At 54.1% G+C, this 23,508-nt stretch carries 22 protein-coding genes; 10 read left to right on the top strand and 12 right to left on the bottom strand.

The features are described from left to right. Positions 1-29 precede the first annotated feature (29 nt). The 3 genes from phoP (at position 30) to EH228_RS04275 (ending at position 3,396) form a co-directional block, all read left to right on the top strand. Positions 30-698 (top strand): two-component system response regulator PhoP, encoded by a 669-nt coding sequence (phoP, locus tag EH228_RS04285; RefSeq protein ID WP_152320429.1) that lies wholly within the window; start codon positions 30-32, stop codon positions 696-698. Between the two features lie 4 nt (positions 699-702). Next, complete coding sequence (gene phoQ / locus EH228_RS04280; RefSeq protein ID WP_152320428.1) at positions 703-2,163, top strand: two-component system sensor histidine kinase PhoQ; 1,461 nt, start codon at positions 703-705, stop codon at positions 2,161-2,163. 105 nt (positions 2,164-2,268) lie between these two features. Continuing rightward, positions 2,269-3,396, top strand: a complete 1,128-nt coding sequence (locus tag EH228_RS04275; protein WP_152320427.1) for a ribosomal protein uL16 3-hydroxylase — start codon at positions 2,269-2,271, stop codon at positions 3,394-3,396. Between the two features lie 216 nt (positions 3,397-3,612). Here the strand turns inward: EH228_RS04275 and pepT are convergent, their stop codons facing one another. Together pepT and EH228_RS04265 are read right to left on the bottom strand one after the other, a co-directional pair. Next, positions 3,613-4,845, bottom strand: a complete 1,233-nt coding sequence (gene pepT / locus EH228_RS04270) for a peptidase T (RefSeq protein WP_152320426.1) — start codon at positions 4,843-4,845, stop codon at positions 3,613-3,615. A gap of 112 nt (positions 4,846-4,957) precedes the next feature. Then, positions 4,958-5,524 carry a helix-turn-helix domain-containing protein gene (locus tag EH228_RS04265; protein WP_420841446.1) on the bottom strand — a complete coding sequence of 189 codons (567 nt, stop codon included), beginning with the start codon at positions 5,522-5,524 and terminating at the stop codon, positions 4,958-4,960. Between the two features lie 89 nt (positions 5,525-5,613). Between EH228_RS04265 and EH228_RS04260 the strand changes: the two genes are divergently transcribed. Then, positions 5,614-6,801, top strand: a complete 1,188-nt coding sequence (locus EH228_RS04260; RefSeq protein WP_152320424.1) for a benzoate/H(+) symporter BenE family transporter — start codon at positions 5,614-5,616, stop codon at positions 6,799-6,801. Between the two features lie 99 nt (positions 6,802-6,900). Here the strand turns inward: EH228_RS04260 and EH228_RS04255 are convergent, their stop codons facing one another. Genes EH228_RS04255 through EH228_RS04240 form a run of 4 tightly spaced genes read right to left on the bottom strand, consistent with a single transcriptional unit; the run spans position 6,901 to position 9,946 of the window. Next, on the bottom strand, positions 6,901-7,530 hold the full coding sequence (locus EH228_RS04255) for an NrsF family protein (protein WP_152320423.1): 630 nt from the start codon (positions 7,528-7,530) through the stop codon (positions 6,901-6,903). Beyond that, complete coding sequence (locus EH228_RS04250) at positions 7,517-8,083, bottom strand: sigma-70 family RNA polymerase sigma factor (RefSeq protein ID WP_152320422.1); 567 nt, start codon at positions 8,081-8,083, stop codon at positions 7,517-7,519. Before EH228_RS04250 ends, EH228_RS04255 begins: the two co-directional genes overlap by 14 nt. 26 nt (positions 8,084-8,109) lie before the next feature. Beyond that, positions 8,110-9,342 carry a protein-disulfide reductase DsbD family protein gene (locus tag EH228_RS04245; RefSeq protein ID WP_152320421.1) on the bottom strand — a complete coding sequence of 411 codons (1,233 nt, stop codon included), beginning with the start codon at positions 9,340-9,342 and terminating at the stop codon, positions 8,110-8,112. Positions 9,343-9,382: 40 nt separating this feature from the next. Further along, complete coding sequence (locus EH228_RS04240) at positions 9,383-9,946, bottom strand: peroxiredoxin (RefSeq protein ID WP_152320420.1); 564 nt, start codon at positions 9,944-9,946, stop codon at positions 9,383-9,385. Positions 9,947-10,188: 242 nt separating this feature from the next. Between EH228_RS04240 and EH228_RS04235 the strand changes: the two genes are divergently transcribed. Genes EH228_RS04235 through EH228_RS04220 form a run of 4 tightly spaced genes read left to right on the top strand, consistent with a single transcriptional unit; the run spans position 10,189 to position 13,644 of the window. Beyond that, a complete protein-coding gene (locus EH228_RS04235; RefSeq protein WP_152320456.1) occupies positions 10,189-11,091 on the top strand; it encodes a metal ABC transporter substrate-binding protein in 903 nt (300 codons plus the stop codon). Then, positions 11,088-11,936 carry a manganese/iron ABC transporter ATP-binding protein gene (locus EH228_RS04230; RefSeq protein WP_152320419.1) on the top strand — a complete coding sequence of 283 codons (849 nt, stop codon included), beginning with the start codon at positions 11,088-11,090 and terminating at the stop codon, positions 11,934-11,936. The genes EH228_RS04235 and EH228_RS04230 overlap by 4 nt, the downstream gene beginning before the upstream one ends. After that, positions 11,936-12,802 carry a metal ABC transporter permease gene (locus EH228_RS04225; RefSeq protein WP_152320455.1) on the top strand — a complete coding sequence of 289 codons (867 nt, stop codon included), beginning with the start codon at positions 11,936-11,938 and terminating at the stop codon, positions 12,800-12,802. Before EH228_RS04230 ends, EH228_RS04225 begins: the two co-directional genes overlap by 1 nt. Continuing rightward, entirely contained in the window at positions 12,799-13,644 is an 846-nt protein-coding gene (locus tag EH228_RS04220; protein ID WP_152320418.1) for a metal ABC transporter permease, read from the top strand. The genes EH228_RS04225 and EH228_RS04220 overlap by 4 nt, the downstream gene beginning before the upstream one ends. An 88-nt stretch (positions 13,645-13,732) precedes the next feature. Here the strand turns inward: EH228_RS04220 and cobB are convergent, their stop codons facing one another. From cobB to lolC, 4 genes are all read right to left on the bottom strand, one after another. Next, the gene (gene cobB / locus EH228_RS04215) at positions 13,733-14,566 is read right to left on the bottom strand and encodes a Sir2 family NAD+-dependent deacetylase (protein WP_152320417.1); all 834 of its coding nucleotides are present in this window, start codon (positions 14,564-14,566) and stop codon (positions 13,733-13,735) included. A gap of 102 nt (positions 14,567-14,668) precedes the next feature. Further along, positions 14,669-15,913, bottom strand: coding sequence for a lipoprotein-releasing ABC transporter permease subunit LolE (gene lolE / locus EH228_RS04210; protein ID WP_152320416.1), 1,245 nt, complete (start codon positions 15,911-15,913; stop codon positions 14,669-14,671). Further along, on the bottom strand, positions 15,913-16,617 hold the full coding sequence (gene lolD / locus EH228_RS04205; RefSeq protein ID WP_152320415.1) for a lipoprotein-releasing ABC transporter ATP-binding protein LolD: 705 nt from the start codon (positions 16,615-16,617) through the stop codon (positions 15,913-15,915). Before lolD ends, lolE begins: the two co-directional genes overlap by 1 nt. After that, on the bottom strand, positions 16,610-17,809 hold the full coding sequence (gene lolC, locus EH228_RS04200) for a lipoprotein-releasing ABC transporter permease subunit LolC (RefSeq protein WP_152320414.1): 1,200 nt from the start codon (positions 17,807-17,809) through the stop codon (positions 16,610-16,612). Before lolC ends, lolD begins: the two co-directional genes overlap by 8 nt. A gap of 274 nt (positions 17,810-18,083) precedes the next feature. Between lolC and EH228_RS04195 the strand changes: the two genes are divergently transcribed. Then, a complete protein-coding gene (locus EH228_RS04195) occupies positions 18,084-18,293 on the top strand; it encodes a hypothetical protein (RefSeq protein ID WP_152320413.1) in 210 nt (69 codons plus the stop codon). Between the two features lie 78 nt (positions 18,294-18,371). Continuing rightward, positions 18,372-21,815: a transcription-repair coupling factor gene (mfd, locus tag EH228_RS04190; protein WP_152320412.1), complete on the top strand. Its 3,444-nt coding sequence runs from the start codon at positions 18,372-18,374 to the stop codon at positions 21,813-21,815. Here the strand turns inward: mfd and EH228_RS04185 are convergent. Both EH228_RS04185 and EH228_RS04180 read right to left on the bottom strand, forming a co-directional pair. Then, entirely contained in the window at positions 21,784-22,074 is a 291-nt protein-coding gene (locus EH228_RS04185) for a DUF3300 domain-containing protein (protein ID WP_338030637.1), read from the bottom strand. The genes mfd and EH228_RS04185 overlap by 32 nt on opposite strands. After that, positions 22,005-23,489, bottom strand: coding sequence for a fimbria/pilus outer membrane usher protein (locus EH228_RS04180; protein ID WP_193323262.1), 1,485 nt, complete (start codon positions 23,487-23,489; stop codon positions 22,005-22,007). Before EH228_RS04180 ends, EH228_RS04185 begins: the two co-directional genes overlap by 70 nt. Between the last annotated feature and the right edge of the window lie 19 nt (positions 23,490-23,508).

Below are 23,508 nucleotides of genomic sequence, written 5' to 3'. Positions count from 1 at the left end.
CAACTGAATCAGCCAAGAAGGATTATGTTATGCGCGTATTGATTGTGGAAGATAACCCGTTGTTACGCCATCATCTCGCCGTACAACTGCGTGAAATGGGCCATCAGGTGGATGCAGCTGAGGATTCTAAAGAAGCGGATTACTTCCTGAACGAGCATGTGCCTGATATTGCTTTGGTTGATTTAGGACTACCGGATGAAGACGGTATGACACTGATCCGTCGCTGGCGCAACCATGAAGTGAAACAACCGATCCTGGTGCTCACTGCCCGTGAAGGCTGGCAGGCCAAAGTAGAGGCGCTGGAAGCCGGTGCTGATGACTATGTCACCAAGCCGTTCCATATTGAAGAAGTGGTTGCCCGCATGCAGGCGTTAATGCGGCGCAACAGTGGCCTGGCTTCGCAGATTATTTCCCTGCCCCCTTTTCTGGTCGATCTCTCCCGGCGAGAACTGACCATCAATGAGCAGGAGATCAAACTCACCGCTTTCGAATACACCATTATCGAAACCCTGATCCGTAACGCCGGTAAAGTGGTCAGCAAAGATTCACTGATGCTACAGCTGTACCCAGACGCAGAACTGCGCGAAAGCCATACCATCGACGTCCTGATGGGCCGTCTGCGTAAAAAAATACAAGCTCTGTACCCGGAAGAAGTGATTACCACTGTCCGTGGTCAGGGCTATCGATTCGATCTGTAATCTGATGCTAAAATTCAGCTCCCGAACGCCGTTCTCCCTCCGTGCACGCTTTCTGCTGGCAACGGCAGCAGTCGTGCTGTTCCTGTCATTCTCTTACGGCATGGTGGCAGTGGTCGGTTATGTTATCAGCTTCGATAAAAATACCTATCGGGTGATGCGCGCTGAGAGCAATCTGTTTTTTACCCTTGCCCAGTGGCAGGACGATCAACTGAGCATTGTCAAACCCGAGCGACTTTCTCTTAATTTTCCGACCATCATCTATATCTATAATAATGAAGGCAAGCTGTTGTGGCAGTTACGCGATGTTCCCGAAATCCGTAAAAAAATCAGACTGGAATGGCTAAAACGCGCTGGTTTTTATGAAATAAACACCGATAACAGCACCAGTCGGCTGGCGTTAGGAAATGACCAGGACGCGCAGAACCAGCTTACCGCCTATGATGACGACAATAACGACACCTTTACCCACTCGGTGGCAGTTAACCGCTACAAAGCGACATCAACGTTACCTGCGCTAACCATTGTGGTGGTCGACTCCATCCCGCAGGAACTGCAGCATTCTGATGTTGTCTGGTCCTGGTTCAGCTACGTGCTGTTAATCAACCTGTTGCTGGTCATCCCGCTCCTGTGGCTGGCTGCGCACTGGAGCTTGCGCCCCATAGGTGCGCTGGCAGGCCAGGTGCGAGAACTGGAAAATGGCACGCGTGAAGCACTGGATCCCCGGCCGCCGCAGGAGCTAAAAGGCCTGGTTCGTAACCTGAACTTGCTGCTGGATAATGAGCGCCAGCGTTACACGCGTTATCGTACCACGCTGAGCGATCTCACCCACAGCCTGAAGACGCCGCTGGCGGTATTACAAACGACGCTACGCTCGCTACGTGGTGGACGTAACCTCTCGCTTGAACAGGCCGAGTCGATTATGCTCGAACAAATCAGCCGCATCTCCCAACAGATTGGTTATTACCTGCATCGCGCCAGTATGCAAGCTGACCACAATGTACTGAAGCGCGAGCTGCACTCTGTGCCGGCTCTGCTCGACAGCCTGTGTTCCGCGCTGAATAAGGTTTATCAGCATAAAGGGGTGGTGATAACACTGGACATTTCGCCGGAACTGACGTTTATCGGCGAGCAAAACGACTTTATGGAAGTGATGGGCAATGTGCTGGATAACGCCTGCAAATACTGCCTCGAATTTGTGGAAATCACTGCCCGCCAGACCGATAACGAACTGCATCTGTTCGTCGATGATGACGGTCCGGGAATTCCCGAAAGCAAGCGGGATGTGATCTTTATCCGCGGACAACGGGCCGATACGCTGCGCCCAGGCCAGGGCCTGGGCCTCGCCGTGGCAAGAGATATTCTGGAGCAGTACGTTGGGGATATTATCGCCACCTCCAGTGAACTGGGCGGCGCACGGATGGAAGTCATTTTCAAACGTCAGGAAATACTGCACGACGATGATTAGTCGCGACGAGTGAGAAACTGAGACAACGCACCATTAAATGCGTTACCGCGGGTTGCACCACCCCTGTTATAATCGATGAAATTCAGTGTCTCAGGAACTCTCACCATGGATTATCAACTCGATCTTGACTGGCCCAATTTTGTCCAGCGCTACTGGCAGAAACGCCCGGTCGTGCTCAAACGCGGCTTCAAAAACTTTGTTGACCCGATCGATCCGGATGAACTGGCCGGTCTGGCGATGGAAAACGAAGTCGACAGCCGCCTGGTCAGCCATCAGGACGGAAAGTGGCAGGTTAGCCATGGTCCGTTCGAGGATTATGACCATCTTGGTGAGAACAACTGGTCGTTACTGGTTCAGTCAGTCGATCACTGGCATGAGCCTTCTGCCGCGCTGATGCGCCCTTTCCGTTTTCTTCCTGACTGGCGTGTTGACGATCTGATGATCTCTTTCTCCGTTCCGGGCGGCGGCGTTGGACCCCATTTCGATCAGTATGATGTGTTTATTATCCAGGGCACTGGCCGCCGCCGCTGGCGTGTCGGTGAGAAAACGCCATTGAAGCAACATTGTCCCCATCCAGATCTCCTGCAGGTTGAACCTTTCGAGGCGATCATTGATGAGGAGTTGGAACCCGGCGATATCCTGTACATCCCGCCAGGTTTCCCGCATGAAGGCTATTCGCTGGAAAGCGCGCTCAACTACTCCGTTGGCTTCCGTGCGCCGAACGGCCGTGAGCTGATCAGTGGTTTCGCCGACTACGTGCTTTCCCGTGAGCTGGGCAGCCATCGCTACAGCGATCCGGATCTACCTCCTCGTGAAAATACCGCTGAGATCCTGCCACAGGAACTGGAAAAAGCCCGGCAAATGATGCTGGAGATAATCCATCAGCCGGAGCACTTTAACTTGTGGTTTGGCGAGTTTATCTCCCAATCCCGCCACGACCTGGATATCGCGCCTGCAGATCCGCCTTATCAGCCTGGCGAAATTTACGACGCCTTACACCAGGGAGATCACCTACAGCGACTGGGCGGCCTGCGTGTTCTGTCCATTGGACCCACCGTGTTTGTCAACGGTGAACAAATTGAATCGCCTCACCAGGCTGCGCTGAAGGTGCTGGCTAACCAGCATACTCTGGACGTGGAAGCGCTGGGGACGGTGCTGGACGATCCGTCGTTCCTGGCGCAACTGACCGCCCTGGTCAACAGCGGTTATTGGTATTTCAGTGAAGACGAGTGATTCAGACCGCTCCCCGCTGTCATGTCCGGAGAATATTGCAGGTCGGTTAGTTGCGCACACGTCTTATCACTGACCAGCAATGCGCTCGTTGACCGCGTGACGCGCTCCGGCCTGATAGCGTTACCCCGTTGGGGCCTGTGCCAGCGGGGTTGAAAAACGCCAGGCGCGTTTCAACGTGAATGATTTACGCTATCCCCCTGGGCAGCATAGGTCGCGTTATTTTTTCGCCTTTTCTGCGGTTAATGCCGCGATACGCATAATGACCGCGACCGCTTTCTCCATATTGTCCAGCGAGGCGAATTCATGCCTGCCATGATAATTGTAGCCCCCCGTAAACAGATTCGGACAGGGGAGTCCTTTGAAAGAAAGCGCAGCCCCATCAGTCCCGCCGCGGATGGGCTTCACCTGTGGTTCAATATTGCATTCACGCATTGCCTGCAGCGCCAGATCGATGATATGTGGGTGGCTTTCAACCTTCTCGCGCATGTTGAAATAACTGTCATCAATACTGACCTCGATGCCACAGCCCGACGGCAAACCTTTGCTCAATGTTGTGGCTGTCTTCTTCATCACCGTTTTGCGCGCCGCAAAATTCTCACTGTCAAAATCGCGGATGAGGTAATACAGTTCGGCCTTGTCCACCCCGCCTTTAATACCGTGCAGATGATAGAATCCTTCATAACCCGATGTCAGTTCAGGGACTTCTTGCTCCGGCAGTGCCGACTGATAGCGCATGGCCAGATTCAACGCATTAACCATGACCCCTTTTGCCGTACCAGGATGTACATTGTTGCCGGTTATTTTCACCGTGACCGAAGCCGCATTGAAATTCTCGAATTCAAACTCACCCACCCCGCCGCCATCCACGGTATAAGCCCATGCAGCACCAAAGGCGGCGACATCAAAGCAACTGCTGCCTTTGCCAATCTCTTCATCCGGTGTAAAAGCGATACGAATTTTGCCGTGAGGAACATTATCACGTTGCATATGCGCTATTGCCGTCATGATCTCGGCCACTCCCGCTTTATCATCCGCCCCCAGCAACGTTCTGCCATCCGTGGTAATCAGCGTGTGTCCCGTCAGACTATGTAGCACCGGGAACATCACTGGCGAAAGAATTTCGTCGCCAATACCCAGAGCAATATCGCCGCCGCGGTAATTTTCAACTATTTGCGGATTCACATTTTTGGCGGTAAAGTCCGGCGAAGTATCCATATGGGAAATGAAACCAATCGTCGGTACCGGCCAGTCAACATTAGCCGGTAGCGTGGCCATGACAATGCCGTGCTCGCTGAGCATGACCTCACTGCATCCCAGTGTTTTCAGCTCTTCTTGCAGAACTCTTGCCAGTCGCCACTGTCCCTCGGTACTGGGAATCTGGCGAACATGGCTTTTTGATTGCGTGTCGAATGAAACGTAGTGCAAAAAGCGGTCGAGTAAATCGTTCATCTTCCTTCCCTCTGAATGACAGATTTCATTATCTGTAACTTTTTTTAAAAATATATTGCGTCAGGTCAGTTCAGAGGCAGGTGCTCGCGCCTGTTTAAGCCTGTCTGCAACATCAATGTGGCGGTGGGTAGTGGATTAAACAATGGAACTTCACCGGTTGCTCTCCATCATTGCGGTAACTGTGAGGGCAATCAGCCTGAAAACGCAAGCCCTCGCCCGCTATAAGGGTATGCCATTTTCCGTCAACTGCCAGTTGCAGTTCACCTTCCGTAATCACCACATGCTCAATCACCCCCAAATCATGGGGGGATGAGTTGCTGAGCGCACCAGAGGCCAGCTCAATAGCCAACATATCGAAGCGAAACTGCGGGTCATAAGGGAACAATGGCGTGACTTGCATTGAGTCCTGAGTCTGAGGCCAGCGAGTCCGACTACTCCGGAGCATCGTAGCCGATTCACAGGGGCGCTCAGTCGGAATAAACAGGGAAAAAGGGACATTAAACCCGGTAGCGATTTTCCATAACGTCGCGACCGTCGGGCTGGATTCATTCCGTTCAATTTGCCCTAACATCGCTTTACTGACCCCGGTTTCCTCCGCTGCCTGAGCCAGACTCCAGCCCCGCGACTGGCGTAACGCTTTCAGTGTAAATCCAGGCTGCAAATGCGAATCGCTCATCATGTCCCCTTGTTAATTTTCTGCTCCTGCGCTTGTGCGTTATAACGCACAATGTTAGTTTGTACGTTATAACGCACAACCCGGATCAGTCTATGCGCCCGCCCTTTTCCCTGCAACATCTGACCTTGCCTGCCATTGTGGCGGGTTTTGTGGCCGTCCTGGTGGGTTATACCAGTTCTGCCGCAATAATTTTCCAGGCCTTTGGCGCAGCTGGGGCCTCTGCACAGCAAATTGGCGGCTGGCTCAGTATGCTTGGGCTGGCGATGGGCCTGACGTCAATCGGCCTTTCTCTCTATTATCGTGCGCCAGTCCTGACCGCATGGTCAACGCCGGGGGCGGCATTGCTGGTCACCAGCCTGCCGGGCACTTCTGTGCCGGAAACCATCGGCGTGTTCATTTTCGCGTCAGGGCTGATTTTCCTTTGCGGTATCACCGGGTTGTTCGCGCGCCTGATGAATCACATTCCACAGGCGATTTCTGCCGCGATGCTGGCCGGGATCTTACTGCGTTTCGGCGTGGATGCCTTTGCTTCTTTTACGCTCGATTTCACCCTGACGGCCACGATGTGCCTGATCTATTTACTGGCGAAACGCTATCTGCCTCGCTACGCTATTGTACTGACGCTGTTGGCCGGACTGGTCGTCGCCACGTTAAAGGGAGAGATCCACTGCTCACCACAGCCACTGAGCCTGACACTTCCCGAATTTATCGCGCCACACTTTAACCTGGCCACGCTGCTGGGGATTGGCGTACCGTTCTTTGTGGTCACCATGGCCTCGCAAAATGCACCGGGCATTGCCACACTGAATGCCGCGGGCTACCCGCTCCCTATCTCACCGCTTATCAGTTGGACAGGGTTGACCTCGTTGCTGCTGGCGCCATTCGGCGGGTTTTCCGTCTGCATCGCGGCGATTACAGCCGCCATCTGTATGGGACCTGATGTCCATCCCAATCCACAACGCCGCTACTGGGGTGCAATTTGCGCCGGGCTCTTTTATCTGCTGGCGGGAATATTTGGTGGCGCGATTGGACGACTTTTCAGTGCCCTGCCTCCAGCACTTCTCCACGTTATCGCCGGACTGGCACTGTTGGGTACCATTGCGGGTAGCCTGCAACGCGCGATAGCGGATGAAAAACAGCGTGAAGCAGCGGTCATCACCTTCCTGATTACGGCGTCAGGCCTGACGCTGTCAGGCGTTGGCTCTGCATTCTGGGGCCTGGCGGGCGGCGTGATGACGCATCTGATTCTGGCGCTGCCACAACCTAAAAAGGCGGGATAAATTCCGCCTTTAGCACGATAAAAATCAATTGTCCGCCTGGCGCGTCTTATCCCAGAGAATCAGCACACTGACTCAATCTCCCGCTTCAGTACGACATTTTCAGGATACAACGACCCATCTGCGCCCCAGGATAATAGTCAATAGCACAATGGTGGACACTGCCGCGAGATGCTGGATAAAATCCAGCCAGTACAGGTCAATCGGATGGCACAGCGACAACAGCGACAAAGCCATACAGGCAACGCCAGCACCCGCAACCGCCAGGTTGCGCACCGGATACAATGTACGGGTCTGACGCAGCGAGCCGATCACCATGAGCATCATCGGCACACTCACCACCAGAATAAAGAGATAGCAATTTGTTTCGTCAACCTGTCCCTTCATCATTGGCGCATCACGCAAATGAAGCAGGTTACTGCCAAGCCAGAAAACCACCAGCGGCATAAACCATCGCCAGCTCAGGAAATACCGCCCGGCAATGCTCATCTGGAAAGCATTGTGAATCGCCAGTGTACCGGTAAAAAACGTCAGGAGTAATTGCAATATGGTCCCGGTCATTCCCGGTGACGACCAGTCAATCAGCGTCCTGTGCACCAGTAAACTGGCCGCCGCCCCACATGGCAGCGCTATTGCTAACCATATAAATACGCGCCACCCCGTCGGACGCACTCTTTTCACCGGGGTCGCATCACGGCTCAGTTTTTCTATTAAAAGATCATGATCTGCCATGCTTAGCTCCAAAACGGCGAAGATTAGTTAACGCGCGATGCAATAGCGACTTCACGGCAGAAACCGTCAGATTGTTCTGTAGTGCGGCTTCAGCCAGGCTCATTTCTTTCAAGTGGACATGCTCCACGATCTTCCGCTGCCGGATCGATAACTGCTGTAGATAGGTGGCCAGCTCATCCCTGGGATCCTGCCGCTCCGGCAACGAAGGCGTTTCTATCGACGGCGGCATAACAGCCTCGTCGTCCCCGACTTCCCAGTGACGCTGTCGGCTACGCCGACGTAACGCGTCAATGGTCCGGGCCTGGGTTATCACCATCAGCCACGGCAGGAACGGGCTGGCGGGATCGTAAGTGTGGCGAATTCGGTGAATCGTCAGCAAAACATCCTGGATAACATCTTCAACCAGCGTCCTGTCATCAATTTTTTTGCGCACCATTGAGCGAATAATCGGCACCAGCGCAGTCAACAGACGAGTGTAAGCCTGCTGATCTCCTGCTTGCGCTTGCGCCATTAGTCGTGGCCATTGATCACGTGCTGTAGCGGATTTATCCATTTATCGCCTTTTTAACCTTCCTCCGATCACACCTTTTTACCTCTGGCCTGATTCAGTGCGTTCACCACAATGGACGGCGTCAGTACCTGAGGCAAAACTTTCGGCGAACCGCCACCGGCCGGATACACCACATATAACGGTAATCCACCCTGACCAAACTCGTTCATGACATCATCAATATCTGGATTAAATTTTGTCGAATCCGCCACCATATACACGGTGCCAGTGCGTAACAGCGCTTCTTTCACCGCGTTGGTTGACAGTGTAGTACGTTGGTTGACCTGGCAGGTGATACACCAGGAAGCCGTGAAATCCACCAGAATCTCTTTACCCTGTCCACGGGTCTCAGCGACGGCTTGTGGCGACCATTTTACCGGCGTGACCGTACTCGCTGTTTGCTCATCAGGCAAGGAGGGGCCTGGCTGAATGCCCCCGGCAAGCGGGACGATCACCGCGACCAGCAACACGGCGGTTACCGCATATAACAGCTTATGCGGTTTTTCGCTGAAGCGCCTTTTTTGCGCCATCCCGTAGATCCATGCCGTGAAGCTCAACACCACTGAACAAGCCAGAATAGTCGCCAGTGCGGCAGTACCAGCCTGCTGCGCCAGCACCCAGACTAACCAGGCAAAAGCGCCAAACATCGGGAAAGCCAGCCCGTGCTTGAGGACATCCATCCATGCTCCCGGACGCGGCAGACGTCTCGCCAGTTGCGGAAAGAGCGAGACCAGGGTAAACGGGGCGGCAAAACCCAACGCCAGTGAGAAAAATATCGCCAGTGAAACCCCCGGCGGCTGAACCAGAGCATAACCTATCGCGCTGGCCATAAACGGCGCCGAACAGGGCGTCGCCACGATGATAGATAGCGCCCCCGTCAGCGCCGAGCGGATTAACGCGCTGCGGCCAATGTCGATTTCTCCTGCCCGTTGCAGCGTCAGCCCAACTTCAAAGACCCCCAGGAGATTGAGCGCGGCCGCCAGAATAATCAGCGCCAGGAGCGCAATCACCAACGGAGACTGCAGTTGGAACCCCCAACCGACGGCGTTTCCAGCGGCACGGGCAGCCAGCAGAATAGCGACAAGCGCCATCATGGTGACAATCACCCCCGCCAAAAATGCCAAACCTTCAGAACGCGCACTTGCGGTGTTTCCCTGATGGCGCAGCAACCCCAGCGCCTTCAGGGAAATCACCGGGAATACGCACGGCATGAAATTCAGGATAATGCCGCCTAAAAAGGCGGACAGGATTGCAGTTAACATAGCGGCCTCTGTCGGCGAGTGATTTACCTGGCAACGGTTATCAGGAATGGTCGGCGGCGTAATGTTTCACTGCATCCATTGCTTTTTGGATGTGAATATCCGGATTGCGGTCGGTATAGCTCAGCAGGATCTTACCGTCCGGCGCGATAACGTAGGAAGTACGATCAGAAACCGTTTTACCCTTCATCTGCATGGTTGTCTGGTATTCACTGGCGATTTTAGCCCCAGGATCCGCCGCGACAGCAAATTTATCCCGACATTCCAGCCTGGAGAATTCGCCAACCTGATCGGTATTCCCCGCAGTGACGCCAATAACCGTCGCCCCCAGTTTTTTAAAACTGTCGGTGGCCTCGGCAAAATCATGCGCCTCAATCGTACAACCTTTGGTGAAGGCCGCCGGGAAAAAGTAGAGTACGACAGGCCCTTTTTGCAGTGCCTGCTGTAAAGAGAAGGTTAGCGGTTTCCCAGCCAGCGCCCCTTGTAACGTAAAGTCGGGAGCCTGGGCGCCGACAGGAAGCGCCGCCTCAGCGTGAATAACCGGCAGAGCAAGGCTCATGAATGCAGCCGTGGACAGAGAACATAGCAGTTTTTTTGTACGGTTCATGAAAAGCTCCATCAGGATTAGCAAAAGTGCTGTCTCTTACAGTTCGCTGTGGTACGACAAAAAGTTTCGCCGGAAAGAAAAATATTTTCCGGTTTTTAAGCCACCGCAGTTCAACACCGCATGTATGGTCAATCCAATAGAAAATGAGAATGATTGTCATCTGATATAGCCAATGCTATATTTCATAGCTATTGCTATATCTCTCTTTTCAGGAGTCAACATACATGCGAAAAAAAGGGTTGATGGCCGTGTGGGCCTGTACTGGCCTGTTCAACGTGATATTGATGCTCAGCGCACCTTACGCGTCAGCACAGGATAAATTTAAAGTGGTGACCACCTTCACCATCATTGCCGATATGGCGAAAAATGTAGCGGGTGATGCGGCTGTAGTCGAATCAATCACCAAGCCTGGTGCGGAAATTCATGAATATCAACCCACGCCTGGCGATATCCGTCATGCCCAGAATGCCCAACTGATCCTGTCAAATGGACTCAGTCTGGAATTGTGGTTCAAAAAGTTTTATCAACACTTATCCGCAGTCCCGGAGGTGGAAGTTTCCATGGGCGTGGTTCCCATGGGGATAACCGAAGGCCCCTACCACGGCAAACCTAACCCGCACGCATGGATGTCTGCCGAAAATGCCCGTATCTATGTCAATAACATCCGTGACGCACTGGTGAAATATGATCCAGAGAATGCGGAAACTTACCGTAAAAATGCGGAAATTTATCAGCAAAAAATCGCCGCAACTATTGCGCCACTCCGCGAAGCAATTAGCCGTATTCCACCAGAAAAGCGCTGGCTGGTGAGCAGCGAAGGGGCATTTTCTTACCTGACGCGTGATCTTGGGCTGAAAGAACTGTATCTGTGGCCAATCAACGCCGACCAGCAGGGAACGCCGCAACAGGTAAGGAAAGTTATCGACGCGGTTAAAAAATTCTCGATCCCCGCCGTATTCAGCGAAAGCACCATCTCGGATAAACCCGCCCGTCAGGTGGCGAAAGAAACGGGCGCGCATTACGGCGGCGTGCTCTATGTCGATTCCCTCAGCGCCGCAGATGGTCCGGTTCCCACCTATCTTGATTTACTGCGCGTCACCACGGCAACCGTCGTGCAAGGGATCAGTGATGGGTTACAACCATGAAAACCTCAACCTTATCCCAGCCGTCTTCGCGACGTAAAAGCGGCGGTATCCTGGTCAGCGACGTTACCGTGACTTACCGCAATGGTCATACTGCTCTGCACAATGCCGAATTGAACATCCCTCAGGGCAGCATTGCCGCACTGCTGGGGGTCAATGGTGCCGGAAAGTCCACGCTGTTCAAAGCCATTATGGGGTTTGTCCCACTCTCCCAGGGGAAAGTGACGCTGCTTGATATGCCTCCCCGGCAGGCGCTGAAAAAAAATCTGGTGGCCTATGTTCCCCAGTCAGAAGACGTTGACTGGGACTTCCCGGTATTAGTGGAAGACGTAGTGATGATGGGGCGCTTCGGCCATATGGGCATGCTGCGCATCGCACGTAAAGCCGACCATGATGCGGTCAATGCCGCGCTTGAGCGGGTGGGAATGCGTGATTTTCGTCAACGGCAAATTGGCGAGCTTTCCGGCGGGCAAAAGAAACGCATTTTCCTTGCCAGAGCTATCGCTCAGGGTGGAAAAATTGTACTGCTTGACGAACCGTTTACCGGGATTGATGTACAAACAGAAGAACGGATTATCGCGCTACTGCAAGAAATGCGTGATGAAGGCTGTACGCTACTGGTGTCGACACACAATCTTTCCGTCGTCAGCCGCTTCTGTGATTACACCGTGCTGGTAAAAGGCACCGTGCTGGCCTGTGGCCCAACACCCGACACCTTTACACAGCAAAATCTCGCTAAAACCTTCGATGGCATTTTATACCCAATGGCGGTGGAAGGAGGTATCCCCCCCTCTGCCGCTGTGGTTGCCAGTCAGCCGGCTCGGATCCCCATCAGGGAGCAATCATGATGGCTATCTTACTGGAACCTTTTACCTATCAGTACATGCTGAACGCCATGTGGGTTTCCGCGTTGGTCGGGGGCGTGTGCGCCTTTCTCTCCTGCTATCTGATGCTGAAAGGCTGGTCGTTGATTGGTGATGCGCTGTCACATGCCATTGTACCTGGCGTGGCTGGTGCTTATATGCTGGGTTTACCCTTCTCTCTTGGCGCATTCTTCTCGGGAGGTCTGGCGGCGGGGGCGATGCTGTTCCTCAATCAACGTTCACGCCTGCGGGAAGATACCATTATCGGGATCATCTTTTCTTCTTTCTTTGGCTTTGGCTTATTTATGGTTTCGCTTAATCCGGCCTCGGTGAATATCCAGACCATTGTCTCAGGCAATATTCTGGCCATTTCACCGGCCGACATTCTGCAATTAGCCATTATTGGCTTCGTTTCTCTGACAATTTTATTGCTGAAATGGAAAGATCTGCTGGTGGTCTTCTTTGATGAGAACCACGCATGGACAATTGGTCTGAACCCGCCGAGGTTAAAAGTGCTGTTCTTCGTATTACTGTCAGTCACCACGGTAGCGGCGCTGCAAACAGTCGGCGCGTTTCTGGTGGTCTGCATGGTGGTTGCCCCGGGCGCCACGGCTTATTTACTGACAGACCGCTTTCCACGGCTGCTGATTCTCGCGGTTATTATCGGAGCGTTAACCAGTTTTCTTGGTGCCTGGAGCAGCTATTTTCTGGATGGTGCGACGGGAGGAATTATTGTGGTCACCCAGGCATTAATCTTCCTGCTGGCTTTTTTGTTCTCACCCAAATATGGCTGGCTGAAGCGACATAAACGTGCTCTCCAGACGATGCTCGCCTCAGGAGAAACCCCATGAGTCTCCTTTCAGTACTGCTGCAACCTTTCCAGTTTAGCTTTATGGTCAACGCCCTGTGGATTGCGGTGCTGATCGCCATTCCCGCTGCGCTGATCTCCTGTTTACTGGTGTTGAAAGGCTGGGCACTGATGGGCGATGCCATGAGTCATGCGGTATTTCCCGGGGTGGTACTGGCTTACATGATCGGACTGCCTTTTGGCGTCGGGGCATTTTTTGCCGGTCTTTTCTGTGCGGTATCGACCGGATTTCTAAATGAAAACAGCAGGATAAAACAGGATGCACTGATGGGTATCGTATTTTCCGCGATGTTTGCCATCGGGTTGATTATGTCCGTGGCAGTGAAAGCCGAGATCCATCTCGACCACATTCTGTTTGGCGATATGCTGGGCATTAATCTCGGTGATTTAGCCGAAACAGGGGCCATTGCGTTACTGATTCTCGCGATTTTTGTGGTCAAATGGCGCGATTTTTTGCTCTATGCCTTCGATGCATGCCAGGCCAGTGCCTGTGGCCTGAATAGCAAACTGCTGCATTATGGACTACTGTGCATGACCGCCCTGACTATCGTGGCCGCACTGAAAGCCGTGGGGATTATCCTGACTATCTCACTGCTGATAGCCCCTGGCGCCATTGCCTTGCTGCTGACACGAACATTTTCCAGCATGCTACTGGTCGCCTTATTGCTGTCAATAATCGTCACCTTCAGCGGCGTCTATCTGTCTTTCTTTCTCGACAGCGCCCCTGCACCAACCATTGTGGTACTTTTCGCCATGGTGTTTATCGCGGTGTTTGTGTCAGTCAGCATGAAAGCCAGACGCCGCACAACGCTGCAACCGGCATGAATAGCAGAGGGTAGGAAACAGATTGAAATGCCCGTTCCGGCACCATCAACAGGGCAACCCGCTGTTGCTCTGTTGATTTGAGCCGCGATTATTTACCGAGCTTTTTCAGCAAATTTTGCACAAATTTTGGCACGACGTCACTGGCGAGACCGTACTCTTTTTCTTCAAACTCGCTACCCACCTGGCTTGGTTCCAGATTAAGTTCAATCGTATGCGCCCCCTGCAACTTCGCCTCATGGACAAAACCGGCGGCCGGATAAACATGGCCGGAAGTACCGATAGCGACAAAATAGTCGGCCTGCCTTAGCGCCTCATAAATCTCATCCATTTGCAGTGGCATCTCACCAAACCACACCACATGTGGGCGCAGCGTTGAAGGGAACTGGCAACAGTGGCAGCGATCATCAGCCTTCACGTCTTCCTGCCAGTACAACACCTGACTACTGGTGGTACAGCGCACCTTCAGCAACTCGCCGTGCATATGAATAATATTGCGGCTACCGGCCCGTTCATGCAGGTTGTCGATGTTCTGAGTGACCAACAAGAAATGATCGCCCAGCGCCTCTTCCAGCTCAGCCAAAGCTTTATGCGCGGCGTTCGGTTCGATTCCAGGCTGCTGAAGCTGGCGACGGCGGGCATTGTAGAATGCCTGCACCTTCACCGGGTCGCGGATGAATCCCTCTGGTGTGGCGACATCTTCCACTTTGTGATCTTCCCACAGGCCATCTGCCGCGCGAAACGTCCGAATACCCGATTCAGCGGAGATCCCGGCCCCGGTCAGTACCACCACTCGGGGCAGCGGATGGCGGGCTATTTCGATGTTACGATCACGCTCAAAAATGCGCTGACGAAAGCGCTGATGCACCTGACGTCGGGTTTTCTTATAACGCGCCAGTCTTAACTGGCAACGGGGTATACGCATCATCATTCCTCTGGTCTTTAACATGCAAGAGTACGCTATCACGTATTCCGCTTAGGTCTCCGTGGCAACATGACCAGTCATTTATCCCCTGGCATCAAAAGATTACTGACCACTGAGCACGCGGGCGGGATCGATCCGGCTCGCCCTTCTGGCCGGATACCAACTGGCTATCAGGCTGAGTATCAGTGACGTCACCAGCACGATAACCACGTCCAGCCAGTGAACCTCTGACGGCAGAAAATCAATAAAGTAGATATCACCGGACAGAAAATGGTAGCCCGTTAGCATTTCAATCCCATGAATAATCGGTGTGAGATTCAACGCCACCAACACACCGATCACCACGCCACTGATACTCCCCACCAGACCGGCCATCAGGCCATACCAGACAAAGATAGCGCGGATCAGCCCATCCTTTGCTCCGAGGGTGCGTAAAATCGCGATATCACCGCGCTTGTCCTTCACCGCCATCACCAACGTGGAAACAATGTTGAAGCAGGCCACCCCAATCACCAATACCATTGCCAGATACATAATGGCGCGGATCATCTGGATATCACGGTACATGTAGCCGTATGTGCCAATCCAGCTACGGATATAAACGTAAGAATGCGTCGCTTCACCCGCGTCACGTACCAGTTTCTGCGCGGCAAAAGGGTTGTTCATTTTCAATGCAATACCCGTGACACTATCCCCCATGCCCAGATACTGTTGTGCATCGGCCAGCGGAACTAACGCCAGGCTGTGATCAAGCATGCCGCTGAGGGCCAGAATACCGCTAACCTGTAAGCGAACACGCTTTGGTTGCAGCAATTTGTGTTGCGGGTCACTGTTAGGGATCATGATGGTCAGCCAGTCTCCCTGTTTAACGTTAAGACTTTTCGCCACACCTTGCCCAAGGATTATCTGCTGTTTTCCAGCCCCAAAACTCTGCCAGGCATGGTTCTGTACCCAGGACGGCAACGCACTCAGTTTAGTTTCCTGCTGTGGGTCAACGCCTTTCACCTGGATGGCCTGGAGCTTAGCGCCGCTTTCAATCAACCCGGTGAAGTTAATATAGGGTGCAGCCGCGGCGATGCCGTTGACCTGCTCCACTTTGGGTAGCAGCCCCTGCCAGCCAGTAAAGGGCTGATTAACCGGTTCTATTTCACCATGAGGCACCACCGCGAGAATACGATTGTTCAGCTCGCGCTCAAAACCATTCATCGCACTCAAGCCAACAATCAACACCGCCACCCCCAGCGCGATACCCACGGTGGAAAGTACGGAAATCAACGACACCATGCCACCACGACGTCGCCCACGGCTAAAACGCTGCCCGAGAAGAAAAGAGAGAGGCCCCGTCATTACATCAGCCCTGCCAGAGTCACGTTGCCACTTAACTGACCATCACGCATTTCCATCTGGCGGTTAAGCCGCTTCGCCAGATGCAGGTCATGGGTCACCACCAGGAAAGCCGTCCCCTGCCGCACGTTTAGCTCACCCAGCAGATCAAAAATAGCATCAGCGTTACGGGCATCCAGATTACCTGTGGGTTCATCCGCCAGCACCAGACGCGGATTATTAACCAACGCCCGGGCGATGGCGACACGCTGCCGCTCGCCGCCAGAAAGCTCGGCTGGCCGATGAGCCGCTCGTTTATCAAGCCCTACAGCACTGAGCATCTCAAGGGCTTTTGCCTGTGCCTCGACCTTAGCCACTTTACCGATCAGCAGGGGCATCGCCACATTCTCCAGCGCACTAAAATCCGGCAGCAGGTGGTGGAACTGATAGATAAAACCCAGTTCGCGGTTACGTAACTCCGCTTTAGCCGCGGAAGACATGCCGTTAAGTGATTTGCCGTTAAACACCACGTCGCCGGACGTGGGCGTATCCAGCCCGCCCAACAGGTGCATCAACGTACTTTTGCCTGAACCGGAACTGCCGACGATCGCCATCATTTCACCTGGCGCCACGCTGAAAGAGACATTACGCAGTACATCAGTCTGCACACTGCCTTCCTGATAGCGTTTGCACAGGTTGTTACACTGCAACAGAATTGGGTTACTCATAACGTAAAGCCTCAGCAGGTTGGACGGCGGCCGCGCGCCAGGAAGGATAAAGCGTGGAAAGTAGCGCCACCACTATCGCGGTGATAACAATCGTCACCACCTGCGGGACAGAAATATCGACCGGCAGCGCCGCACCGTCAAGAAAGAGACCAATCAGTGGCATCAGGTTGTTCAACTGACTGGACAACAGCACGCCCAAAAACGCCCCCAGTACCGCGCCAAAGATGCCAGCCGTCGCGCCCTGCACCATAAAGACCAGCACAATCTGACGGCGCGTCAGTCCCTGAGTCTGCAGGATTGCCACTTCGCCTTGCTTCTCCATGATCAACAGCCCCAGCGAGGTGACGATATTAAAAGCGGCAACGGCGACGATCAGGCTGAGCAACAGCCCCATCATATTTTTCTCCATTTTGACCGCCTGGAACAATTCTCCCTTACGTTCACGCCAGTCTTTCCAGACCAGCCCGTCAGGCAGTTTCTGCTGGCTAAGCGCATCAACCTGCAACGGTTTATCCAGCCACAGACGCCAGCCAGTTATATTCCCCAACGGGTAACGCATCAGACGAGAGGCATCCTGCTGGTTAACCAGAATCTGGTAACCATCAACATCACTGTTAGCGGCAAAGGTCCCCACCACAGTAAACAAACGCTGGCTCGGTAGACGGCCCATCGGGGTGAACTGGCTGACAGAAGGCACCATCAGGCGCAGCTCATCACCCCGCTTCAGCCCTAGCTGCTGTGCCAGTTGTTCGCCAACAATCACGTTGTACTGACCAGACTGCAGCGCACTCTGCTGGACGTTGTCCAGAAATGGCGTCAGCGGCTCCGGCTCGTCGGGGTTAATCCCCAACATCACGCCCACCCCAACGCTACGGGCGCTTTGCAACACAACATCACTGGTGGTTAACGAGGTTATACGGCTAACCCCCTGCAACTGTAACGAACTGGCCGGGATTTGCTGTGGATTAATAGAACCGTTTTCACGGGTAATCAACACCTGAGGCATCAGGTTGAGGGTGCTTTTTTCCAGTTCATGCTCAAAGCCGTTCATAACCGACAATACGGTCACCAGCGCCAGCACCCCCAGGGTGATGCCGATGGCAGAGAGCCAGGAAACAAACCGCCCGAAGCGGTCTGATGCTCGTCCACGCATGTAGCGCAGACCGATGAATAACGCGACAGGTTGATACATGTAATCCGTCTTCTGGCGGTGAATAAGACAAAAAGTTGCCGAAGATGATAAAGGAGCGGCCCACGTTATGGAACCTCTAAGCTACTGAGTCGGTTGTATTGTTTTGTCAGCAAAGGCGTCCGTTACTGCAAATACGGCGCTGACGCACAAAAAACAAACGCCAATAGTTTAATTATCACACAACAATCAGCATAAATTGAGTATTGCGACCTCAGTGAAGGGGGCAATACTTGTAGTAGCGATAATGTCGTAGAGCCAGCGCGGGAAGGGGAACATGTCTAAATATCCTAAAGGCAGTATTGTCAGACACAAAACAGGTGATATCAAAGGGATGATTGTTAACGTCTTCGAACAGGATGCGGCTCCGGCAGGTTACTACGTAAAATGGGATGACGGTAACCACAGTTACCACCAGGAAAATGAGCTGATCTGGGCAAATATTGACCACCCCCGAATGCACTACACCCAACAATCACCAAAATAGAGGTATACTCCGGTTAGCCGAAACAGGGACGCGATGTCCCTGCTCTCCTTATAAGTCAAAGAGACCGTCTGACTGATTATGCCTGAACAATTCCGATACACCCTGCCCATTAAAGCAGGTGACCAACGCCAGTTGGGACAACTGAGCGGTGCCGCCTGTGCCGTTGAATCTGCCGAAATCATCGCTCGCCATCAGGGGCCGGTGATATTGATTACGCCAGACATGCAAAACGCACTGCGCCTGCAGGATGAGATTAAACAGTTCACCACTGAACCGGTTGTCGGACTCGCGGACTGGGAAACATTGCCGTTTGACAGCTTCTCGCCACATCAGGAAATTATCTCTTCGCGTTTATCCACCCTTTACCATCTCCCCACCCTTGAACGGGGCATACTGATCCTACCGGTCAATACCCTGATGCAACGCGTCTGCCCGCACAGCTATCTGCATGGGCACGCATTGGTGATGAAAAAAGGCCAGCGTCTGGCGCGCGATACACTACGCGCCCAGTTGGAACAGGCGGGTTATCGTCACGTTGATCAGGTCATGGAACATGGAGAATACGCCACACGCGGCGCATTGCTCGATCTCTATCCGATGGGGAGCGAACAGCCTTATCGTATTGACTTTTTCGATGATGAAATCGACAGTCTGCGCCTGTTCGAGGTAGACAGCCAGCGCACGCTGGAGGAAGTCGGGGCGATTAATTTGCTGCCTGCGCATGAGTTCCCAACCGATAAAGTCGCCATCGAACTGTTCCGTAGCCAGTGGCGCGAACACTTCGATGTCCGGCGTGAAGCGGAACATATATATCAACAGGTAAGTAAAGGCACCCTGCCTGCCGGGATCGAATATTGGCAACCGCTGTTTTTTGATAGGCCATTGCCAGCACTCTTCAGCTATTTTCCGGCTAACACGTTGCTGCTGAACACCGGTGACCTGGAAAGCAGCGCTAATCGCTTCTGGTCGGATGTCATGGCGCGTTTCGAAAATCGTCGCGTTGATCCAATGCGACCACTGCTGCCGCCTGAGTCTTTGTGGCTACGTACCGATGAACTGTTCAGCGAGCTGAAAAAATGGCCACGCATTCAATTGAAAAACGAGGCGCTGCCAGAGAAAGCCGCCAATACCAACCTGGGTTATCAACGTCTGCCGGACCTGGCGGTACAGGCGCAGGCCAGGGCCCCGCTGGATACACTGCGACACTTCCTGGAAACGTTCAGCGGCCCGGTGGTATTCTCAGTAGAGAGTGAAGGCCGCCGCGAAACACTGCTGGAACTGTTAGCCCGCATCAAAATTATACCGAAGACTATCCAGTCGCTGAGCGCTGCTAAAGAAGCGGGCCATTTCCTGATGATCGGCGCCAGCGAGCACGGTTTTATTGATAGCCTGCGCAACCGCGCGGTAATTTGTGAAAGTGATTTACTCGGCGAGCGGGTTAGCCATCGTCGGCAAGACAACCGCCGCACCATCAATCCAGATGTACTCATTCGCAATCTGGCTGAGCTGCATCCCGGCCAACCCGTGGTGCATCTGGAACACGGGGTGGGCCGCTACATCGGGCTGACCACACTGGAAACCGGCGGTATTATTGCCGAATATTTGATGCTGGCCTATGCCGGCGATGCCAAATTGTACGTGCCGGTGTCGTCCCTGCATCTGATCAGCCGCTATGCCGGCGGCGCGGATGAAAATGCGCCGCTGCACAAATTGGGTAGCGATACCTGGTCACGCGCCCGGCAGAAAGCCGCAGAAAAAGTGCGAGATGTGGCGGCTGAGTTGCTGGATATTTATGCCCTGCGCGCCGCTAAAGCGGGTTTCGCCTTCAAACAGGATCGCGAACAGTACCAACTGTTCTGTGATAGCTTCCCGTTTGAAACCACCCCTGACCAGGCCCAGGCGATCAATGCCGTGCTAAGCGACATGTGCCAGCCGCTGGCGATGGATCGCCTGGTATGTGGGGACGTAGGCTTCGGTAAGACCGAAGTCGCTATGCGCGCCGCCTTCCTCGCGGTAATTAACCACAAGCAAGTCGCGGTGTTAGTACCAACCACCCTACTTGCACAGCAGCATTATGATAACTTCCGCGATCGCTTTGCCAACTGGCCAGTACGCATTGAAATGCTTTCCCGCTTCCGTACAGCCAAAGAGCAGGCACAAATCATGAATGAGGCGCGTGATGGTAAAATCGATATTCTGATCGGCACCCACAAATTGTTGCAGAACGAGCTCAAATGGCGCGATTTAGGGCTGCTGATCGTCGATGAGGAACACCGCTTTGGCGTTCGCCATAAAGAACGAATCAAGGCGATGCGCGCCAATGTCGATATCCTGACGTTAACCGCCACGCCCATCCCTCGCACGCTCAATATGGCGATGAGCGGTATGCGTGATCTGTCGATTATCGCCACGCCGCCAGCGCGTCGTCTGGCGGTGAAAACCTTCGTGCGCGAATACGATAATCTGGTAGTGCGTGAGGCAATCCTGCGTGAAGTGTTGCGTGGCGGCCAGGTGTACTATCTTTACAACGACGTAGAGAATATCGAAAAAGCGGCCAACCGTATTGCCGAGCTGGTTCCTGAAGCACGTGTCGCCATCGGGCATGGTCAAATGCGCGAGCGCGACCTGGAACAGGTGATGAACGACTTCCATCACCAGCGTTTTAACGTGCTGGTCTGTACCACCATCATCGAAACCGGCATCGATATCCCAACCGCCAATACCATTATTATCGAGCGGGCCGATCACTTCGGACTGGCGCAGTTACACCAGTTACGGGGGCGTGTTGGCCGTTCGCATCACCAGGCCTACGCGTGGCTCCTGACGCCACATCCGAAAGCGATGACCACCGATGCGCAAAAACGTCTGGAGGCGATTGCCTCACTGGAAGATCTGGGCGCTGGATTCGCGCTTGCCACTCATGACCTGGAAATTCGCGGTGCAGGCGAACTGTTAGGTGAAGATCAAAGCGGGCAAATGGAAACCATCGGTTTCACCCTGTATATGGAGTTGCTGGAGAATGCGGTGGACGCGCTGAAAGAAGGCCGCGAGTCATCGCTGGAAGATCTGACCAGTAACCAAACTGAAGTCGAGTTGCGCATGCCTTCCCTGCTGCCGGATAACTATATCCCGGATGTGAATACCCGTTTGTCGTTCTATAAACGCATTGCCAGCGCCCAGCAAGAGGACGAGCTGGATGATCTTAAGGTGGAGCTGATTGACCGTTTTGGTCAGTTGCCGGATGCCGCCCGCAATCTGCTGGATATTGCGGCGCTCCGTTTGACCGCGCGAAAAATCGGCATTCGCCGGGTGGAAGCCAGCGAAAAAGGCGGGTTTATCGAATTTGCGGAGCAGAACAAAGCCGATCCGGGCTGGTTGATTGGCCTGCTACAAAAAGAACCGCAGCACTGGCGACTGGATGGCCCGAGCAAACTGAAATTTATCCGTGACCTGTCGGAACGTAAAGAGCGGATGAAGTGGGTGCGGGACTTTATGGACCAGTTGCTGGCGAACGCCGCCTGATAGCAGAGGAGTAAACCCCGTCTCCTGAGATGATCAGGTGACGGGTAGCATCGCGGTAAGCGTCACCCAGCGACCGGGTCCAGGACAGATTCCGGGCCATCTGTGCCAGCACATCCGGAAAACCGGTCAGCGCCTTCACGGCGGGCGGCCAGTCCCGGGCATCCACCGACTGCCGAAGCGCGGCGCCGCTCAGGGTTTTATTCTGCAACAGCCAGACACAGGCGGACGCCACATCATCAGGATGGAGACTGGCCGCCAGGACCTGGGCCAGCAGCGCATCCGGGAACAGGGCGACGGGCGCGAGGAGTGAATACAACGCTGTGGCGCTATGGCCCCCATAATGCCCAGGGACAGCGCGCTGCCGACCACGCCTGACAGGTACTTCTCTGCCACCAGTGCGCCCCCGTACAGGGTCAGGCTGTACGGCAGACCGGCCGTCGCCGTCGCCATCGCAAAGAGCGGGTCAGCACTGCCCTGATAAGCCCCGTTACTGCCGTTATAGCGCCCGACCGTCATCTCATAATCAACAGTCCCCGGGCGTTTCATGGTGCTGAGGGTGCCATAGCTCTGGCTGGATACGTGGGTGGTCCCGTCCGCCTCGGTCACCGTGACGTCCAGGGTGCCGCCGCTGCCAGCGTTATAGATATCGGTCAGGCGGAACGGACCCGGCGGCACCGTGGTTTCATAGATAAGCGTGCCATTCTGGCGCACCGAGACTCTGGCCGTCGAATTCGCAATCCCGGTCACCACCGGGGCATAGTTGCGCTGTGACCACGGGAGCATGTCGTCATTGGAGGTCAGCTGCACGCCCTTAAACGGTATGGCGTCAAAAATGTCGCTGCCGGTGCTGTTCTCCCCCATCAGCAGCTCACCGCGCAGGAACTGCACGTCACGCTGTACGTAGGTGTTCATGAATTGCTGCTGGGTCTGGCTGCTGTTATACCCGCTGCCACTGGTCGTTGAATCGCTGTAGCTCCAGGTAGAGCGCAGGCGCCAGGGACCCAGGTTCGCCCCGCCGTTTACGGTACCGAAAAGGCTGTCGGAGTGGCTTTCCCCCTCACCATACTGACCATCCATATCACTGCGGGAGCCGCTGAGCATATAGTTAAACATCATGCCCGGCATACCCTCGTCCCAGAGAGACGGATCCACCGTACCGTTGGCCTGCTCAAGCATGTCCGCCTGCGGAACAGTCAGGTCGAGACGCAGTTTTGCCAGGCTGAACGTAACCGTGGCTCCCGGCACGGCCGTTGCCAGACTGTCAATTTTCTGGTCATCCGGCCCCCCTTTAAGGGAAGGAACACGGTCCGTGGCCACCCCCATTTTCCGGAGCATCCCGACGGTCAGTACCGGCCCGACCTCTCCGCCCGCGCCCTTCGTAAAACTGAGTTGTCGGGTGGACATCATCTCCTGATTCAGGTACACATCGACCAGATAGCTGCCTTCAGGTATTGCCCCCGCCGTCTCGTACGCCGACAGGTCAACCGTATTGCCCGAACCATCATCCAGGAATGAAGGGTTAAAATAATCCTGCGCCAGTGCACATACCGGCATCACGCCCGCAAGGTAGAGCACCGCTGCCACTGGGTGCAAACGAAAGCCCTGCAACCCCTTGTCTGCATCGGAGCTGACTGCCGCCCGGCGGCTGCTATGCAGTGATGTTAAAATACCCACATTCGTTTTCCTGTACATA

Origin of the sequence: Erwinia endophytica (genome assembly GCF_009295515.1) — a bacterium.
Lineage (GTDB): Bacteria > Pseudomonadota > Gammaproteobacteria > Enterobacterales > Enterobacteriaceae > Erwinia > Erwinia endophytica.
The sequence above is the reverse complement of the archived record's forward strand: the minus strand, read 5'-3'. Positions and strand labels throughout refer to the sequence as shown.

What these genes read in the sequence shown, in the direction of transcription:
- phoP (WP_152320429.1), top strand. Translation starts at nt 30, where the DNA reads ATGCGCGTATTGATTGTGGAAGATAACCCGTTGTTACGCCATCATCTC.
- phoQ (WP_152320428.1), top strand. Translation starts at nt 703, where the DNA reads ATGCTAAAATTCAGCTCCCGAACGCCGTTCTCCCTCCGTGCACGCTTT.
- EH228_RS04275 (WP_152320427.1), top strand. Translation starts at nt 2,269, where the DNA reads ATGGATTATCAACTCGATCTTGACTGGCCCAATTTTGTCCAGCGCTAC.
- pepT (WP_152320426.1), bottom strand. Translation starts at nt 4,845, where the DNA reads ATGAACGATTTACTCGACCGCTTTTTGCACTACGTTTCATTCGACACG.
- EH228_RS04265 (WP_420841446.1), bottom strand. Translation starts at nt 5,524, where the DNA reads ATGATGAGCGATTCGCATTTGCAGCCTGGATTTACACTGAAAGCGTTA.
- EH228_RS04260 (WP_152320424.1), top strand. Translation starts at nt 5,614, where the DNA reads ATGCGCCCGCCCTTTTCCCTGCAACATCTGACCTTGCCTGCCATTGTG.
- EH228_RS04255 (WP_152320423.1), bottom strand. Translation starts at nt 7,530, where the DNA reads ATGGCAGATCATGATCTTTTAATAGAAAAACTGAGCCGTGATGCGACC.
- EH228_RS04250 (WP_152320422.1), bottom strand. Translation starts at nt 8,083, where the DNA reads ATGGATAAATCCGCTACAGCACGTGATCAATGGCCACGACTAATGGCG.
- EH228_RS04245 (WP_152320421.1), bottom strand. Translation starts at nt 9,342, where the DNA reads ATGTTAACTGCAATCCTGTCCGCCTTTTTAGGCGGCATTATCCTGAAT.
- EH228_RS04240 (WP_152320420.1), bottom strand. Translation starts at nt 9,946, where the DNA reads ATGAACCGTACAAAAAAACTGCTATGTTCTCTGTCCACGGCTGCATTC.
- EH228_RS04235 (WP_152320456.1), top strand. Translation starts at nt 10,189, where the DNA reads ATGGCCGTGTGGGCCTGTACTGGCCTGTTCAACGTGATATTGATGCTC.
- EH228_RS04230 (WP_152320419.1), top strand. Translation starts at nt 11,088, where the DNA reads ATGAAAACCTCAACCTTATCCCAGCCGTCTTCGCGACGTAAAAGCGGC.
- EH228_RS04225 (WP_152320455.1), top strand. Translation starts at nt 11,936, where the DNA reads ATGGCTATCTTACTGGAACCTTTTACCTATCAGTACATGCTGAACGCC.
- EH228_RS04220 (WP_152320418.1), top strand. Translation starts at nt 12,799, where the DNA reads ATGAGTCTCCTTTCAGTACTGCTGCAACCTTTCCAGTTTAGCTTTATG.
- cobB (WP_152320417.1), bottom strand. Translation starts at nt 14,566, where the DNA reads ATGCGTATACCCCGTTGCCAGTTAAGACTGGCGCGTTATAAGAAAACC.
- lolE (WP_152320416.1), bottom strand. Translation starts at nt 15,913, where the DNA reads ATGACGGGGCCTCTCTCTTTTCTTCTCGGGCAGCGTTTTAGCCGTGGG.
- lolD (WP_152320415.1), bottom strand. Translation starts at nt 16,617, where the DNA reads ATGAGTAACCCAATTCTGTTGCAGTGTAACAACCTGTGCAAACGCTAT.
- lolC (WP_152320414.1), bottom strand. Translation starts at nt 17,809, where the DNA reads ATGTATCAACCTGTCGCGTTATTCATCGGTCTGCGCTACATGCGTGGA.
- EH228_RS04195 (WP_152320413.1), top strand. Translation starts at nt 18,084, where the DNA reads ATGTCTAAATATCCTAAAGGCAGTATTGTCAGACACAAAACAGGTGAT.
- mfd (WP_152320412.1), top strand. Translation starts at nt 18,372, where the DNA reads ATGCCTGAACAATTCCGATACACCCTGCCCATTAAAGCAGGTGACCAA.